12 protein-coding genes, 1 tRNA gene and 4 pseudogenes are annotated in these 16360 nt (G+C 70.5%); 7 read left to right on the top strand and 10 right to left on the bottom strand.

What is annotated here, in order from left to right:
• Positions 1-226: 226 nt before the first annotated feature.
• Together QQK48_RS20075 and QQK48_RS12410 are read left to right on the top strand one after the other, a co-directional pair.
• Positions 227-3880: pseudogene (locus QQK48_RS20075) on the top strand (UxaA family hydrolase); the annotation flags it as partial.
• Positions 3881-3998: 118 nt separating this feature from the next.
• A complete protein-coding gene (locus QQK48_RS12410; RefSeq protein WP_431308425.1) occupies positions 3999-4334 on the top strand; it encodes a hypothetical protein in 336 nt (111 codons plus the stop codon).
• Positions 4335-4450: 116 nt separating this feature from the next.
• Here the strand turns inward: QQK48_RS12410 and QQK48_RS12405 are convergent.
• The 5 genes and pseudogenes from QQK48_RS12405 to QQK48_RS12390 form a co-directional block, all read right to left on the bottom strand.
• A pseudogene (locus QQK48_RS12405) lies at positions 4451-4909 on the bottom strand (asparaginase domain-containing protein); the annotation flags it as partial.
• Positions 4910-5784: 875 nt separating this feature from the next.
• Entirely contained in the window at positions 5785-6699 is a 915-nt protein-coding gene (locus tag QQK48_RS21920) for an ABC transporter ATP-binding protein (RefSeq protein WP_431308343.1), read from the bottom strand.
• Positions 6626-7501: an energy-coupling factor ABC transporter ATP-binding protein gene (locus tag QQK48_RS21915; protein ID WP_431308342.1), complete on the bottom strand. Its 876-nt coding sequence runs from the start codon at positions 7499-7501 to the stop codon at positions 6626-6628. The genes QQK48_RS21920 and QQK48_RS21915 overlap by 74 nt, the downstream gene beginning before the upstream one ends.
• Positions 7404-8465 (bottom strand): DUF8171 family membrane protein, encoded by a 1062-nt coding sequence (locus QQK48_RS12395; protein WP_284328658.1) that lies wholly within the window; start codon positions 8463-8465, stop codon positions 7404-7406. Before QQK48_RS12395 ends, QQK48_RS21915 begins: the two co-directional genes overlap by 98 nt.
• 38 nt (positions 8466-8503) lie before the next feature.
• A complete protein-coding gene (locus tag QQK48_RS12390) occupies positions 8504-10108 on the bottom strand; it encodes an HAD-IA family hydrolase (protein WP_284328657.1) in 1605 nt (534 codons plus the stop codon).
• A 103-nt stretch (positions 10109-10211) separates the two neighbouring features.
• Here QQK48_RS12390 and QQK48_RS12385 point away from each other — a divergent pair, with 103 nt between their 5' ends.
• From QQK48_RS12385 to QQK48_RS12375, 3 genes are all read left to right on the top strand, one after another.
• Positions 10212-11210, top strand: coding sequence for a LacI family DNA-binding transcriptional regulator (locus tag QQK48_RS12385; RefSeq protein WP_284328656.1), 999 nt, complete (start codon positions 10212-10214; stop codon positions 11208-11210).
• Positions 11211-11237: 27 nt separating this feature from the next.
• A tRNA-Arg gene (locus tag QQK48_RS12380) sits at positions 11238-11311 on the top strand.
• Between the two features lie 100 nt (positions 11312-11411).
• Positions 11412-11729 carry a DUF4190 domain-containing protein gene (locus QQK48_RS12375; RefSeq protein WP_284328655.1) on the top strand — a complete coding sequence of 106 codons (318 nt, stop codon included), beginning with the start codon at positions 11412-11414 and terminating at the stop codon, positions 11727-11729.
• Here QQK48_RS12375 and QQK48_RS12370 read toward each other — a convergent pair.
• The 4 genes and pseudogenes from QQK48_RS12370 to QQK48_RS12355 all read right to left on the bottom strand — a co-directional run bounded on the left by QQK48_RS12370 (position 11716) and on the right by QQK48_RS12355 (position 14376).
• Positions 11716-12787 (bottom strand): annotated as a pseudogene (locus QQK48_RS12370) (NAD(P)-dependent alcohol dehydrogenase). The gene QQK48_RS12375 and the pseudogene QQK48_RS12370 overlap by 14 nt on opposite strands.
• Before the next feature lie 28 nt (positions 12788-12815).
• Positions 12816-13064 (bottom strand): hypothetical protein, encoded by a 249-nt coding sequence (locus QQK48_RS12365; RefSeq protein WP_284328654.1) that lies wholly within the window; start codon positions 13062-13064, stop codon positions 12816-12818.
• 53 nt (positions 13065-13117) lie between these two features.
• A pseudogene (locus tag QQK48_RS12360) lies at positions 13118-13941 on the bottom strand (aldo/keto reductase); the annotation flags it as partial.
• Between the two features lie 72 nt (positions 13942-14013).
• Positions 14014-14376, bottom strand: coding sequence for a hypothetical protein (locus QQK48_RS12355; RefSeq protein ID WP_284328653.1), 363 nt, complete (start codon positions 14374-14376; stop codon positions 14014-14016).
• On the opposite strand from QQK48_RS12355, the gene QQK48_RS12350 reads away from it, so the two are divergent.
• A complete protein-coding gene (locus QQK48_RS12350) occupies positions 14375-14983 on the top strand; it encodes a patatin-like phospholipase family protein (protein ID WP_284328652.1) in 609 nt (202 codons plus the stop codon). The two genes, QQK48_RS12355 and QQK48_RS12350, sit on opposite strands and share 2 nt — an antisense overlap.
• 5 nt (positions 14984-14988) lie before the next feature.
• Complete coding sequence (locus tag QQK48_RS12345) at positions 14989-15294, top strand: hypothetical protein (RefSeq protein ID WP_284328651.1); 306 nt, start codon at positions 14989-14991, stop codon at positions 15292-15294.
• Here QQK48_RS12345 and ald read toward each other — a convergent pair.
• The gene (gene ald, locus QQK48_RS12340; protein WP_284328650.1) at positions 15237-16349 is read right to left on the bottom strand and encodes an alanine dehydrogenase; all 1113 of its coding nucleotides are present in this window, start codon (positions 16347-16349) and stop codon (positions 15237-15239) included. The genes QQK48_RS12345 and ald overlap by 58 nt on opposite strands.
• Positions 16350-16360: the final 11 nt, after the last annotated feature.

The raw sequence follows: 16360 nt of genomic DNA, 5'->3' as shown, positions 1-16360 counted from the left end.
CGTGGCGGCGAAGAGTTCGCGGGCGATCGCGCGCTCCTCGGGCTGGGCGGGCAGCAGCCTGTCGTCGTGAAGGGTGCTGAGCGGCGTGGTGGTGGCGGTCACCTGGACCTCCTCGTCCTGGTTGCGGCGGCGCGCCACGTGAAAACTTTGAATGCGCTTTCACGGCGCTCCGACCACTGTCTCACGCACAAACCAAAACGGCAAGCGCTTACCAAGATGAAAACTCATGTGCCATGATGGGAGGGTTCTTGCGCCACGCGGAAAGGAGCGAAGCATGGCCACACTGCAGGACGTCGCGCTCGCCGCAGGCGTGTCCCCCGCCACGGCATCGCGCGCGCTGAGCGCCCCCGCATCGGTCTCGATCGAACGACGCCACCGGGTGCTGGAGGCAGCCGATCGCCTGGGCTACCGCCCCAACCGTTCCGCCCAGGCGCTCGCCTCGGGCCGCAGCAGGCATCTCGGCCTTGTCCTTCCCGACCTCGCCAACCCCTTCTTCGCCACGGTCGCCAAGGGGGTGCAAGCCCAGGCGCGCGGCACGCGCCGCTCCGTCCTCGTGGCCGACACCGACGAGGACGTGCGCGCCGAGCGCGAGGTCGTCGAAGATCTCCAGCCGGGGGTCGACGGACTCCTGCTGTGCTCGCCGCGCATCGGCGAGGACGAAATCCGCGCCATCGCCTCGCACGGCCCGGTCGTCATCGTGAATCGCGAGGTGGACGGCCTGGCGTCCGTGAGTTTCGACGTCGCGAGCGGAGTGCACGCCGCGCTCGAGCACCTGCGCGCGCTAGGGCACCGGCGTATCGCGTACGTCGGGGGGCCCGCGACGTCGTGGTCAGACGGCCGACGCCGCGCCGCGCTGGGCGAGGTCACCGGGCTCGACATCGTCGACATCGGCGGACAACGCCCGGTCCACCAGGGCGGGGTCGCCGCCGCTGACCTGGTGGTCGCGGCGGGGGCGACAGCGGTGCTCGCCTACAACGATCTGGTGGCGCTCGGCGTGATGAGCCGCCTGCGGACACGCGGCCTCAGCGTTCCCGAGGACGTGTCCGTGGTGGGATTCGACGACATTCCCGCCGCGTCCTACGTCTCGCCCGCCCTCACCACCGTCGCCCTGCCCCTCACCCGCGCCGGCCACGAGGCCACCACTCTCTTGGAGGGACTCGACGACGCCGTCGAGCCGCCCACCATCCGCCTGCCCGTCGAGCCTCGTGGTGCGGGACTCGACGGGACCCGCGCGCCCCTGACCCTCGGAAGGATGACAATGACGTCTCTGCCCCGCCTGAACGCCGCCTCCCTCGCCGCCCTGACAGCGGCAGGGCTTCCCGACGGCGTCCACCCCCTGCCGACCTGGACCGCACCGCGGCCCCGGGCATCGTCCACCTTGGCATCGGCGCGTTCCACCGTGCGCACCAGGCGGTCTTCACCCAGGCCGCCGCGGCCGCGACCGACGACGACCGCTGGGGCATCGTGGGCGTCACCCAGCGCAGCGCAGGGGTCCGCGAGCAGGCTCGCACCGCAGGACGGCCTGTACGGGGTACTCGGCCTGTCCGACGTCGGCACTCGTCTCGACATCATCGGCCAGGTGCGGGACGTCCTGTTCCCTGCCGAACAGACGGGCGACGTGCTCGCCGCCATCGCGGCCCCCGCCACGCACCTCGTGTCACTCACCGTGACCGAGAAGGGCTACCGGCGCGCGGCAGGCGGCGGCCCCGACCTCGCCGACGCGGCGCTCGCCTTCGACCTCGAGGTCCTCACCCGCGAGATCGACGGTGCGGCCGATGCCTCCGTCACCTCTCGTAGTGCGGTGGGACTTCTCCTGCGCGGCCTCGCGCACCGTTGGCATGCGGGCGGCCAGCCCGTCACGGTCCTGGTGTGCGACAACCTGATAGACAACGGCCCGCAGGTGGAGGCCCTCGTGCACGCCATCGTGGACGCCTGCCCGGCGGCGGGCGCAGCCGCGTTCGGCGACTGGCTGCGCTCCTCGGCGACCTTCCCCGCCACCATGGTGGACCGCATCGTGCCCGCGACGACCGACGCCCACCGGACCACCGCATCGGCCCTGCTGGGCGCGAGTGACGCGGGGCTCGTCGTCGCCGAGCCGTTCATGCAATGGGTGATCCAAGACCGCTTCGCCGGGCCGCGGCCCGCGTGGGAGGAGGCCGGGGCGCCCACCGACGACGTGAGCCCATACGAGCACGCCAAGTTGCGCGTGCTCAACGGGACGCATTCGGCGCTGGCGTACCTCGGCGCGCTGCGAGGCCACGCGCTCATCGCCGATGCGGTGGCCGACCCCGACCTGCACGCCTACGCTCGGGCACTCATCGACGAGGACGCCATCCCGTCGCTGGGTCGCGTCGAGGAGATCGACCTGGCCGCATACCGGGAGTCGGTACTCGCACGGTTCGCGAACGCGGCCATCGGCCACACGACCGTGCAGATCGCGATGGACGGGTCGCAGAAGCTCCCCATCCGGTTCCTTGCCACCGCCCAGGACCGGCTTGCCGCCGGCGCCGTGCCCCATGCGGTCGCCCGCGCCGTCGCGGCGTGGATGCTCTATGTGCGGGCGACCACCTCGGGCGAGCCTCGAGGTCTCCGGCCGGCGCGTCGAACTGGACGACCCTCTCGCGGCACGCCTGGGAGGCCTCGCCGTGGGGCCGATGGAGGGGCTGGCCGATCGGCTCATCGACGGCAGCGGCATCTTCCCCGCCGCCCTGGCTGGCAACGACCGCTTCCGTGGCGCGGTGCGCTCCGCGGTGGCGGACCTCCGGGCGGTGACGGTATGACCGCGCCGTCCACGGCATCGGCGGTGGACTTCGCCGACGTCACCATCGTGCTCGCCAAAGGCGATGACGTCGCCGTGGCGACGCGCGACCTGCCCGGTGGCACCATGCTGCGCGGGACTCCCGACGGCGACCTGACGGTCGGCTCGAACGTCGCGCGCGGACACAAGGTGGCGCTGCGGGCCATCGCCGAGGGCGCTCCCGTGCGCAAGTACGGCCAGGTCATCGGCCGCGCCACCGCGCCTATTCACGCCGGCGCCCACGTCCACGCCCATAACCTCGGCATGGACGACGGCGAGCGCGAGATCGCGGTGGGGGTCGACCGCCGCCCCACGGTGCCGGCGACCGAGCACCGCACGTTCGAGGGCTACCGGCGCTCGGACGGCACGTGGGGGACGCGCAACTACATCGGCATCGTCACGTCGGTGAACTGCTCCGCGTCGACGGCACGCATGATCGCCGACCAGTTCCGCGGGCCTGTCTTGGACGCCTTCCCGCACGTCGACGGAGTGGTGGCCCTCACGCATGACACGGGCTGTGGGCTGGTCCCCACGAGCGAAGGCGCGCAGGTCACCCGGCGCACCCTGCAGGGCTACGCCTCGCACCCCAACATGGCGGGCCTGCTGGTGCTCGGGCTCGGCTGCGAGATGCTGCCGGCGGCGACCATCCTGGACGGGGTGGCCCTGCGCGAGGACCTGCCGGTCACGACGCTCACCATTCAGGAGACGGGCGGCATCCGCGCCACCGTGCGTGCGGGGGTCGCCGCCATCGAGTCGATGCTCCCCGGCGTCGAGGCGCTCCGACGCGAGACGGCCCCGGCATCGGCCCTGGTCCTGGGTACCAACTGCGGTGGCTCCGACGGGTACAGCGGCATCACCGCCAATCCGGCGCTCGGCTTCGCGAGCGACCTGCTCATCGCGCAAGGTGGGCGCTCGGCGCTGGCCGAGACGCCCGAGGTTTACGGCGCCGAGCACCTGCTGCTGCGCCGCGCGGTGTCACAGGACGTGGCCGATGCCCTGGTCGCCCGGCTGCACTGGTGGGAGAAATACGCGGAGGCAGGCGGCGGCACCCTGGACAACAACCCGTCACCAGGCAACAAGGCAGGCGGGCTGACGACCATCCTGGAAAAGTCACTCGGGGCGGTCGCGAAGTCGGGCACGTCGGAGCCTGGTCGCGGTGCGCGAGTACGCCGAGAAGATCGACCTGCCGGGCCTGACCTTCATGGATACCCCCGGCTACGACCCGGTGTCCGTCACCGGGCTGGTGGCCGGCGGCGCGACGGTCGTGGTGTTCACGACGGGCCGCGGGTCGGTGCTGGGGTGCAAGCCCTCGCCGTCGATCAAGGTCGCGACCAACACCGAGACCTTCGAGCGCATGCGTGAGGACATGGACCTCAACGCCGGCCGCATCGTCGACGGCACCGCGACGCTCGAGGAGGTGGGGCGGGAGATCTTCGAGACGATCCTCGCCGTCGCCTCGGGCAAGCAGACGGTGTCCGAGGAACTGGACCTCGGCGCCGACGAGTTCGTGCCCTGGCAGGCGGGGACGGTGACGTAGGCCGTCACTGTTGCCCTGCGAGTCGCTAAGTGCCCGCTTGAGGCGAAAACCGGGCGGTAGTGACTCGCGGGGCGCACGGGGCTGTCCACGAACGCACCGGTCGCGAGGTCCTTGCGCACCGCCCCGGCGGCAAACAGCCGCGCGCCCATCGCGACGTAGACGCCCGGACTCGCCACCTGCGCCGCCGCGAGCGCAAAGCCCACATTGACGTGCGCGTCACTCCCGGCGACGGACTCGGGACGCAGCGCCCCTGTCAGCACCACGGTCACGCCGTCCGCCACTCGCGCGGCGAGATACTCCGCCGTATCCGCCATGGTGTCGGTGCCGTGGGTCACGACGATCGCCCTGGTCTCGGCGGCGCCGATCTCGCGCGCGAGCACGTCGCGGTCCGCATCCGTCATGTCACGACTGTCGATCGCCAGCACTCCCACCACGCGCACCGTCACCGACGGCACCATGGTGTGCAGGATGCGCGTCACCGCCGGCTCTCCCACCGCGAGGTCACCCGAGAGCAGGTATTCCTTGTCGATGGTGCCGCCGGTGGCGATGACCGTGACGTCCGCTGCGTGGCTCATGTGTCTCCTCCTGTGCCGCCGACTACCGACGGACAAGGATAAGCCGCGCCCCCACCGCTCACGCGATCGTGAACAGCGCTCCCAGGCCTGGAACGCCCCCACCACCGCCACGAGAGTCACAGCGACCACGGCCACGTCCAGCGCGCCGATGCTCAGGCGCGCGATGCGGAGGTCCCTGCCCTGCGCGGCGGTGAAGCCCCTGGTCTCGAGCGACTCGACGGTGGTGCGCACCGACTTCGCGGTGTTGAGGAAGATCGGATAGAACGCCTGGACCGCCCACGTGCCCCAGCGCCACAGGGCTCGTAGCCCGAGGAAGCCCTTCTTGCCCTGCGGGCTGCGCAGGCGCAGACCGGTAAACACCGTGCCGAACTCCTCGAACAGGATGGGCATCATGCGGTAGCCGTAGGAGACGCCGAAGGCAAGCAGGCTCTGGCGCCTTCCACGCGAGCAGGCCGGTGCTGAGGCTCCTCGGGGTCGAGCGAGACGAACGCCGCGATCGAGGCAAGCGACACTGTCGCGAGCCTTCAGCGTGATCTCCACGAGCGCGAGCGCGGTCTCGTGATCACCACCGAACACCCAGGCGGCACCGAACGCGTAGGCGAAGTCCGTGATGAAGCCGATGAGGAACAGCCCCAGCACCAGTGGCCCCACCCGAGCCAGCGCCGCGGACGCCGCCGTGATGCCAAACAGTGCGATGATCGTCACGAGGTCATGGGTGAGCCACGGCACCACCGCGAGGATCAGGTACCAACTGATCACCATGCGCGGGTCCATCTTGGCGAACAGTCCGCCGCGGGTCGCATACGCGGTACGAATCAGTTCCAGGCTTGACCCATTCGACGGAGAAGAAGTCCCGGGTTTTGCGGCTCATGCCGTCACCTCCGATTCCGCGAGCGCGACGGCCCGGTTCCATTGCTCCACCGACAGCGGCGCCGGGTCGATACCCAGGGCGCATCCGAGCGCGGTGATCTGCGGCGGCACCACGTGAGCGCCCTTGAGCAGGGCGTCCGAGGCGAACAGTTCCGACGGCGTGACGTCGGCCAACACTCCCCGCCACCCAGCACGATCACGCGGGTGGCCCATTCGGCGACCAGGTGCATGTCATGGGTCGCGACCACTGCGGCGGCGATGGCCCCGGAGAGTTCGTCGAGCATCGCGATGACCGAGTCGCGGCTCGCCACGTCGAGCGACGCGGTGGGCTCGTCGGCAAGGAGCAGTGACGGCGTCATCGCAAGGCCGATGGCGAGGGTCGCCCTGCGCTGCTGGCCGCCCGACAGGGTGCGCCCGTCGCGGTCGGCGAAGTCGCTCAGGCGCACGCGGTCGAGGACGCGATCCACGAGGGCGTCGGCGTCGGCGCGCTTGCGTCCCGCGGGAAAGAGTCGCACATCGGCGCGGATCGAGTCCTTGAGGAACATCTGCTCGGGCCGCTGGAACAGGTAGGCGGCGTGCTCAGCGAGCCTGGTCGCCGACGACTTCTTGGTGTCGATGCCGTCCAGCGTGACCGAGCCACCGCGCGGCACCTGGAGCCCGCACAGCAAGCGCATGAGGGTCGACTTGCCGGCGCCGTTGCCTCCGACCAGCGCCACCCGGTCGCCCGCGCGGATGGTGAGGTCGACGTCGGTGAGGACGGGCATGAGATCGCCCGCCACCGACCGGTAGCCGTGTGAGACGGCCGATGCCACCGCGACCGGGCGGCGCTCGTCACCGACGGTGGGGTCATGGCTCTCGGCGCCTGCGACGGCATCGGCCGTCCACGACGCGCGCTGGTGTGCGCCTGCGGTGCGCAGCACGGCGGCCGCCTCCTCGACGGTACGGGGCGCGGCCGCGAGCTCGAGCCCTCGCACGCGGCCACGATCTGCGGCGCGGGGATGCCGTGAGCGGCGAGTTCGGCGGCACGGGCGGCCGCTTGGGGGCCGGGAGGTGCCAGACGGGAGCGCCGTCGTGCATGAGCACCACCGACTTGGCGTACTGGGCGATGAACTCGGCGTGGTGTTCGATCACGATGACGGTGATGCCGTGGATCTGGTTGAGTTCAGTCAGACGCTCGTACAGCGCGTGGGCGCCGGCGGGGTCGACCTCCGCCACGGGCTCGTCGACCACAATGATCCGCGGGCGCATCGCCAGCACGGAGGCCAGTGCCGTGAGGTGTGCCTGGCCGCCGGACAGCTGCCAGACGAAGCGGTCTGCGAGGTGGGAGATTCCGAGCATCTCCATCGCCTCGGTGGCGCGCTCGGCATAGTCGGGCATCCCGAAGTTGGTGGGACCGAACTCGACCTCGTCACGCACCCGGGGACGCACGAGTTGATTCTGAAAGTCCTGGTAGACGTAGCCCACCGTCGACGACAGTACGGCGACCGACGACTCGTACGTGTCGATGCCGTCCACGCGCACCTCGCCGGCGAAGTCGCCCTCCCAGTAGTGGGGGACGAGTCCGTTGAAGGTCTTGCACAGCGTGGTCTTGCCGGAGCCGTTGCCGCCGATGACGGCGACGAAGTCACCTTCGTTGATGGTCAGGCACACGTTGCGCAGGCTGTCGCGCTCGGCGCCCGGATAGCGGAAGCTCAGGCGATCGATCTCGATGATGGGGTTCATGCGGGGGCACTCCAGTGCAGAGGGGCCGCGGGCGCCCTGAGCGGGCGCCCGCGGCGTGGACGCTAGTCCTCGGTCTTGTTGCGGCTGAGCCGACGAGCGCGACGCCCACGAGGAAGGCGATCGCGGCCGCGCCGACGCCGACCCACAGCCAGCCGGAGCCGTATTCGCCCAGCCAGTCGGTGTCGACCGTGCCGAGCGTCACGTCCCAGGCCTCAAGGAAGGCGAAGAAGAAGGATGCGACGGCCAGCGCAAGGGCGACACCCACGAACAGTCCTGTGCGCGGCGCCGAGCCCTGGATCGGCTCGCCGGGGACGCGGGGACGCATGCCGAGCAGCGGCTCGATGCGGCCGTGGAGGGCGGGGATGAGCCAGATGGCGGGGATCACACCGAACAGGACACCCGTCATGAGGATGTCGACGGCGAAACCGATGCCCTCCAGCAGCAGGATCGACTCGGGCAGACCCTCGACGAACTCTGCGTCCTCGACGCCGATCCATACCTTGGACAGGTCCACGATGGCAGACAGTGCCTTGTCGATGACGACGACGGTGACGGCGGCCAGCGCGATCTGCAGGCGGTTCTTGGGGTTGCGGATCATCGAGCCCGCGATGAACAGCGCGAGGAACATCTGGATGATGCCCTCGATCTCGGCGAGGCCGGAGAAGTCGCCCATGAGGAGGTCGACGAAGATGACCTCTCCCACGGGGGCGCCGAGAGCGGCCCAGAACGGGTTGAGGAGGGCCACGAGCGTCAGCGGCACAAAGACGAAGTAGGCGACGGACACGTCGACGGGTCCGATCGATACCTCGGGGATGACCTCGATGACGATGTTCGCGACGCCCGAGAGCGCCATCGAGAGGACAAAGATCATGAGTTTCTGCGACCCGCTCAGGTCGCGGCGGATTCCTGCGGCGGTGCCTCGAAGACGGCCGGCCCGCTCATCGGGAACGGTGGTCTGGGACATGTCTGCTCCTTGGGAAGGGATGCTGCTGGATGGTGGGGTCAGGACTGAAGGGAGATGCTGACGGCGTCGCGCAACAGGGCGGTGAGCCCGGTGGCGTCGTCGACGACGTCGGTGGCGAGGCCCGAGCGGAGCGCCTCGTCGATGGGGGCGTCCGCGACGGCTCCGCCGCGGACGATGACACGGCGACTGATGCCTGCCGCGAGTGCTCCCGCGGCGTCGGCATGCGGCTTGTCGCCGTAGAACCAGGTGGCGGTGGGGTCGGCATCGGCGATCGCGAGGGCCTCGCGAACGATGTCGGCATCGGGCTTGCGCACACCCACCTCGTCGGAGCAGACGTACGCGCCGATGAGTTCGGCGAGGCCGTGCTCCCGGCATGCGTCGCGCACCGCGCGCCCTGACAACGTGTTGGACACCACGATGACGGGCATCCCCTGAGCGCGGCACTCCTCGAACGCCTCGCGCACGCCGTCCCTGAGGACGCGGCGGCTCTTGGCGCGCCCGTAGCGGTGCATCAGGTCCACGGCCTCGGCGGCCAGGACGGCTCGCGCACGGCTATCGAGGTTGCGGCCGAAGTGATCCATCCAGAACTCGTGGGGGCTGGTCTCCGCGAGCGAGTCGCCCTTGGCGGCCGCCCGGCGCTCGCGCGCGGTGGCGATGCCCGCGATGGCGTCGCCGGGGTCGAGGGGATGTTCGGGGGTCGACAGCAGGAACGCGAGCCGCTCCCCCAGCCGCATCATCGCGTCGGGGTTCTTCTCCGACAGCGAGATCACGCCGCCGTGGTCCACGAGCAAGGCACCACGGCGGGCCGATGCGCCGGTCCGGTCGGGTCCGGTGCTCACCGTGGCACGGGTGCCAGACGCGAGCGAGGCAGCGAGGGCGTCGGCGAGGCCTTCGGGGGTGTCGAACGTGGCATCGGCGGTGTGCGCGACCGCGAAAGGCGGGTGGTCGGTGTGCTTGTCGCGAGTGATGAGTACCTGGCCGATGCCCGCCCTGCGTCCCGCGACCACATCGCGGTCGAGTGTGTCGCCCACGTACCAGCAGGCCGACGGGTGCGCGCCGAGGCCGTCGGCGGCGAGCGTGAGGATCCCGGGGTGAGGCTTACGGATGCCCACCTCGTCGGAGTACACCTGGACCGCGAACGCGTCGTAGAGCCCCAACTCCGCGAGGATGCGGCGATGCGAGCGGCCCGAGTGGGCGTTGGAGACGATGCCCACCGGGATGCCGTGGCTCGCGGCTGTGTCGAGCAAGCGGCGGATGCCGGGGCGCAGGTGGTGGTCGGTGATGAGGGTCTGCAAGGCGTCGAGAAGCTCGGCGGCCTCCGCGACCAGGAGCGCGCGGGCGTCCTCGGGGAGGTCGGCGGCGAGGAAGTCGCCCACGATCTCCCGATGCGTGAGTTCCCGTGGCTGCCGGCGGCGGCTTGAGGCGTGCTTCCAGTGGGTCAGCGCGGCAAGCCCCGCCTCAAGGGAGGCCCGCACCCGAGCGGCGGGCACGTCAATGAGGCCTCGCGCAAGCAGGTCAGTCACGTGGGCAGTGGCGTCCTCGAGGCCCGTGGGGCGCTTCGCGGTGGTGATGATGACACCCCCAAAGTCGAGCAGGAGGGCGCTCGGCGTGGGCAGGGTGTTCATGGGCTGGTTCTCGGTCACGACGGCGACGCTAACGAGACCCGTCTGGAGCGTTCCAGTAGCGTTGCCTGATGTTCGTTTTCGTTCTCCGGATGTTCACCTCCATCTCTGCTTGAATCGGGCTGTGCACTCCACCGATCACGCGGCGCCCACCATCGTGGATGTGGCGCGCGCCGCCGGAGTCTCGAAGTCGCTCGTCTCGCTCGCCATCAGGGGCGACGCCGGAGTGTCCGAGGCGACGCGGACCCGGATCCTCGCCGTCGCCGACACGCTGGGCTATCGCTCGAATGTGCTCGCCAGGGGCCTCGCGAGGGGACGCACCCAGGTCCTCGGCGTCCTCGTGTCAGACCTGTCGAACCCGTACCACTCGGACGTCGTCGCGGGCATCGAGGCTCGCGCGGAAGGCGCCGGGCTCGGCACCGTCATCGGCCACGGCCAGGGCGATCCCGCGGTCCTTGCCGCCAGGCTCGACCAGATGCTCGACCTCGGCGTCGACGGCGTGATCGTCGTCTCCGCCATGCTCCCTGCCGAGGCACTCGACACGGCCGCCGCGCGGCGCCCCGTCGTCATGGTGGGCCGCCCCTTCGAGCAGCCGCGCCGCGTCAGCGTGGTGCGCAACCACGATGAACGCGGGGCCGCGCTTGCGGTTGCTCACCTCCAGGACCTGGGCCACCACGGCATCGTGCACCTCGCCTCGTCCCACCGCGCCGCGGCATCGGCGCGCAGGCTCGCCTACGGCGAGGCGATGACGAGGGCCGGCCTGCCCTCGACCACGCTCTGGGTCGACGAGGGCGGCGTCGAGACCCTCATCGCGGGGGCCGTGGGGTCCGCAGGTCCCACCGCATGCTTCGCAGGCAACGACCGCACGGCGGCCGCCCTCCTCCACGACGCCCTCGACGCGGGGCTAGACGTGCCCGCGGCGTTCAGCATCGTGGGCTACGACGACGCCCAGATCGCGCGCCAGGTGCGCCCCGGCCTCACCACCGTGGCGCAACCGCGCGAGGCGATTGGGCGCGAGGCCGCCCGCCTCCTGCTGGCCAGGATCGACGGCGACAAGGACACCGTCGAGGTGACCCTTGAGCCCAGCCTCACGGTGCGGGGCACCACCGCCGCCCCCTGCTAGTCTTGACCCTCGCGGGTCACCCCGCATGCCCCCGTAGGCTCAGCGGATAGAGCGCCGGTTTCCGGTACCGAAGGTCGCAGGTTCGATTCCTGTCGGGGGCGCGTCGTATGCTCGCGACACAAGAGCCGCAGGGCGCGCTGAAAGGCGCGGACTCCTGCGGCTTTGTCGTCTCCGGGACCTTCACCTGAGAAGATCGACCCCATGAGCACTCCCCGCGACCCGATGGACGACCTCGACGGCCCCGCGCCTCAGGTGCCGCCGCGCGAAGAGTTGCAGCGCCCGCTGTGGGCCGTGATCTCGCTGGCGCTTGGCGGTCTATCCATCGGCCTGGGATTCGTACCCTACCTCGGCATCGTGCTCGGCGCGATCGCGACGGTGCTGGGCCACGGCGCGCTCAGGCAGATCGACCAGCACCCCCACTGCCTTCCCGGGCGCGGCATGGCGCTCACAGGCACCGCGCTCGGCTACGCAGGCATCGCGTTCGGGGTGGCGTGGATCCTGCTGCTCACGCAGGTGTAGCGCCGCTCGGACCCTTCAGGGTCGAGGCGTCGATCACGAACCGGTAGCGCACGTCCGACTTCAGCACCCGCTCCCAGGCATCGTTCACCTGGTCGGCGCGGATAGTCTCCACCTCGGGCACAATGCCGTGCTCGGCACAGAAGTTCAGCATCTCCTGCGTCTCGGCAATCCCGCCGATGGTCGAGCCGGCGAACGAACGCTGATTGGTGAACAGGGTGAACAGCGTCACGGGCGCCGGCTCGGGCGGCGCCCCCACATTGACCATCGTGCCGCCGAAGTCGAGCAGCCCGAGGTAGGCATCGAAGTCCAGCGACGCCGAGACCGTGTTGACGATGAGGTCGAAGGAACGCGCCAGGCGATCGAAGACGGCGGGGTCACTCGTCGCATGATGGGCGACGGCACCAAAGCCCAGCGCGTCGGCCCGCTTCGAGGACGTCTGTGACAGCACGGTGACGTCGGCTCCCATGGCGACCGCGAGCCTTGACGGCCATGTGGCCGAGCCCGCCCATGCCGACCACCGCGACCCGCACCCCTGGTCCCGCACCCCAGCGCCGGAGCGGCGAATAGGTGGTGATCCCCGCACACAGCAGGGGCGCGACCTTCTCGAACGGCAGGACATCCGGCAGCGACAGCACAAAGTGCTCGTCCACCACGATCGACGCCGTATAGCCGCCCTGCGTGATGGTGCCGTCCGCGTCGCGCGCACCATACGTGTCCGTGAAACCTCGCTCGCAGTATTGCTCGCGGCCCGCGCGGCAGTTCGCGCAGTCGCGGCACGAGCCGACCATGCAGCCCACCCCCACGCGCTGACCCACCGCCAGCCCCTCGACCTGGGCACCGACCTCGGCCACCACGCCCGCAATCTCATGACCCACCGCGAGCGGATAGGTTTGGGCACCCCAGTCACCGCGGACGGTGTGGATGTCGGAGTGGCAGATCCCGGCCCACACCACGTCGATGCGCACATCCCGGGGCCCTACCTCACGTCGCTCGACCACACCGGGCTCGAGGGGACCGTCGGGAGTGCGGGCAACGATGGCAGCAACAGTGCGGGTCATGGCGCCATCCTAGAAGTGCTGCGCGTCGTCAGCGGCGCGTCAGCAGGCGCGGCACCACTGCGACGAGCGCCAACCCCACCGCTACCTCTGCCACCGCGAAACCCCGCGTCCCGGTGGCCTCGCCCACCACACGGCGCACTGAGCGGCGCCACAGGGCGCGCGGGGCTGCCCAGTCCTTGGCGCGCTGCCCGGGGACGGCGAGACCCACCACGCCGTCGGCGAGGAGGGCAAGGCCCGCGGTCCGCGAGGCGCTCGTGATCAGTCGCTGTCCAGCCATGTCATGAGTCTCCCAGCACTGGGGCTAGGAGCGCCAGGTCATCTTCGCTGAGCCTTCAGTTCGGCCGCGCCCGCCGAGTCAAGAATCGAACTGGGACGTGAGGCGCCGGGGATCGGGATGACTACGTCAGCAAGCCCCAACTCCCAGGCCAGGACCACCTGCTGAGCCGAGACGCCGCGCGCATCGGCCACCTGCTGGAAGGGGGCAACGTGGGAGCCGATGTCCCCTGCCCTCCCCATCCCACCCAGTGGACTCCAGGGAAGGAAGGCAATGCCCAGGCTCGACGCACACCTCGAGTTCGGGGTACGAACTGACGAAGGCGGGTGAGAACTGGTTCTGCACACTCGCGAGACGCCCGCCGAGCACCTCGTTGGCCTCCCGGATCTGGTCCGGGTTGACGTTCGAGACGCCCGCTTGACGGATCACTCCCTCATCGAGCAGTTCTGCGAAGGCACCCAACGAGTCGGCGAACGGCACCCGCGGGTCGGGACGGTGGAACTGCAACAGGCCGATGCTGTCGACACCGATGCGTAGCGCCGAGGCCTTGGCCGCCTGTTTGAGGTACGCCGGGTCGCCGTTCTGATACCACGTGCCGTCACCGGGGCGCAGGGTCCCGGCCTTGGTGGCGATGAGGACGTTGTCGGTCTCGCCGGGATAGGTGTCGACGCCCCTCGCTATGAGTAGGCTCGTTGTGACCGGTCTCGCCGGGGTTGAGGAGGTAGGCGTCGGCAGTATCGAAGAGGGTGACTCCCGCATCGAGCGCGGCATGCACGGTGGCAAGGGAGCGCGCCTCGTCGGGTCTGCCCTCGATCGACATGGGCATGCCGCCCAGTCCGATCGTGCTCACGCTCGCGGTGCCGATCCTGCGCTGGTCCATGCCTCTCCTCACGTCCGGGTCCCCTTCGAACGTAGCGGGGCTGGCGCGCAGCCTCAAGCGCGCAGGCGAGCGCTACTCAGACGGTGACGCCGAGGGGCTCGGCGACGGCGCGGCGTCACCCACGAGCACCGGCTCCCCCGCTGCCGCGTCAGTCACCACGACCTCGCAGCCGCCATAAGTGCCGTCCGAGAACTCCCACGAGACGGTCACGGTGCCGTCTCCCGAGGGGCCCTCAACATCGCCGCGGGCGATGTCCGGCAGCCCCGCGTCGACCGCGAGCCGCTCACATGCCGCGATGCCCACCTGCTGATCGTCGGACACCCCTGCGCCCGCAATCCACCAGATAACGGCGCCGATCAGCACCACGAGGGCCACACCGCCTGCCGCGGCGACGGGCACCCGCCTACGCGGGGCTTCGGAGGAGGAGTCGCTCATGGCCACCAAGGATAGGCGCGCCGCCGAGCGCCCCGGCACAGCCCTTCCTACGATGGGGGCCATGGCCGCCACCGACGACTTGCGCTACATGCCACGGCTCGGGCTTGCACTCGGCGGTGGCGGCGCGCTCGGCGCCGCCCATGTGGGGGTCCTGCAGGTGCTCCACGAGCGCGGCATCGTGCCGTCCATCATCACGGGAACGTCCGCCGGCTCGATTGCGGGCGGCGCGTATGCGCTCGGCATCGACCCGTACGACCTTGCCGACCGCGTGGTGCATTGGTCGTGGAGCACGTTTGGGCGCTGGACGCCGCGGCCCGGCCTGGGGATTCTCACGGCCGATGCCCTCCTCGACGGACTCGCCGAGGTCACCGGCGGCGACCCGCAGATCGAGGACCTTCCCACACGGTTCGCCGCTGTCGCGACCGACGTGAACACGAGGGAGGCCGTGGTGCTCGACCACGGCTCGCTCTCGCTCGCGGTCGCGGCATCCATCGCGGTGCCAGGAGTATTCCGTCCGGTCCCTCACCAGGGACGTCATCTGTTGGACGGCGGACTGGTCCAGAACCTCCCCTGGAGGCGTGCTTCGGCCTGGGCGCGGAGCATGTGATCGGCGTGCGCCTCCAACCGGAGTGGGACTTCCCCGGTTTCGAGTCGACGGTCAGGGTCCACGAGTGGGAGATCCGCGCCGATGTCACGGTGATCACGCCACGGCTGGTGGGTCACACCGCGTGGGAGGTGAAGGACCTCGCGGCCCTCGTGCAGGCTCGGCCGCGATGCGGCCGAGGAGGAGTTCGACGACTATCCGGTCATCAACGCACGTCCGCCGCATCCCACGGCCGACGACCACCACATCGGCCGTATCACCGACCCGCAGCCTCCCGCAGCGGCGGAAGGGACGGCAGATGCGGATGGGCCTGAGCGACCGCACGGCATCGCAGGGTTCCTGCATCGACGTTGAGTCCGCGCCCCAATGCGGGGAGGTTCTCCAGCGCCGACCGTCCGCGGGCGGCCAGAGCGTCGACGTAGCCCGCGGCGGCGTGGGCGAGCGCGGCGGTGGCGGTCGCCCCCACGGCGCCCGGCATGTTGGCCACGGCATACATGAGGGAGCCGGCGACGACGTAGACCGGGTCATCATGGGTGGTCGGCCGGGAGTCTTCGAAGCATCCGCCCTGGTCGATCGCTATGTCGACGAGCACCGAGCCGGGGCGCATGCGCTCGACGAGCCGGTGCGGCACCACCATCGGAGCCGGTCGCCCCGGCACCAGGACGGCGCCGATGACGAGGTCGGCATCGGCGAGTTCCGTCTCGATCGCGTCGGGGCTCGAGGCCACCGCCCGGACCCGATCACCGTAGCGCTGCGCGGCCGCATCGAGCCGCGCGGCGTCGAGGTCGAGCACCACGGCATCGGCCCCCGCGACGACGGCCTGATGTAGCGCGGCCGTCCCGGCGACGCCAGCGCCGATCACCACCACCCGTGCGCCCGCGACCCCAGGCGCTCCCCCGAGCAGGACGCCGCGTCCACCGTAGGGCGAGAGCAAGTGGTGACCGCCCTCGATCACGGCGAGCGCACCCGCGATGGCACTCATCGGCGCGAGGATGGGCAGCGAGCCGTCGTCCTCTTGCACCGTGTCGTACGACACCGCCGTGGTGCCCGCGGCGATCAGCGCCCGCGCGAGGGGCTCGTTGGCGGCGAGATGCAAGAACGTGAAGAGGAGGTTGTCGGACAGGAGCGCGTATTCCTCGGGCACGGGCTCCTTGACCTTCAGCACCAGCGCGGCGCCCCAGGCATCGTCGCGCGAGCCGATGCGGGCACCCGCGGCCCGGTAGGCGTCGTCCGTCAGGAAGGACCCGGCCCCGGCACCTTCTTGGACCACCACATCGTGCCCGGCGGCCACGAGCCGCCTCGCTCCCTCGGGTGTGAGGGCGACCCTTGTTTCGCGGTTCTTCACCTCGGTGGGTACGCCGATGCGCATGTCGCCTCCTG

This window comes from Demequina litorisediminis, assembly GCF_030161615.1.
Lineage (GTDB): Bacteria > Actinomycetota > Actinomycetes > Actinomycetales > Demequinaceae > Demequina > Demequina litorisediminis.
The sequence above is the reverse complement of the archived record's forward strand: the minus strand, read 5'-3'. Positions and strand labels throughout refer to the sequence as shown.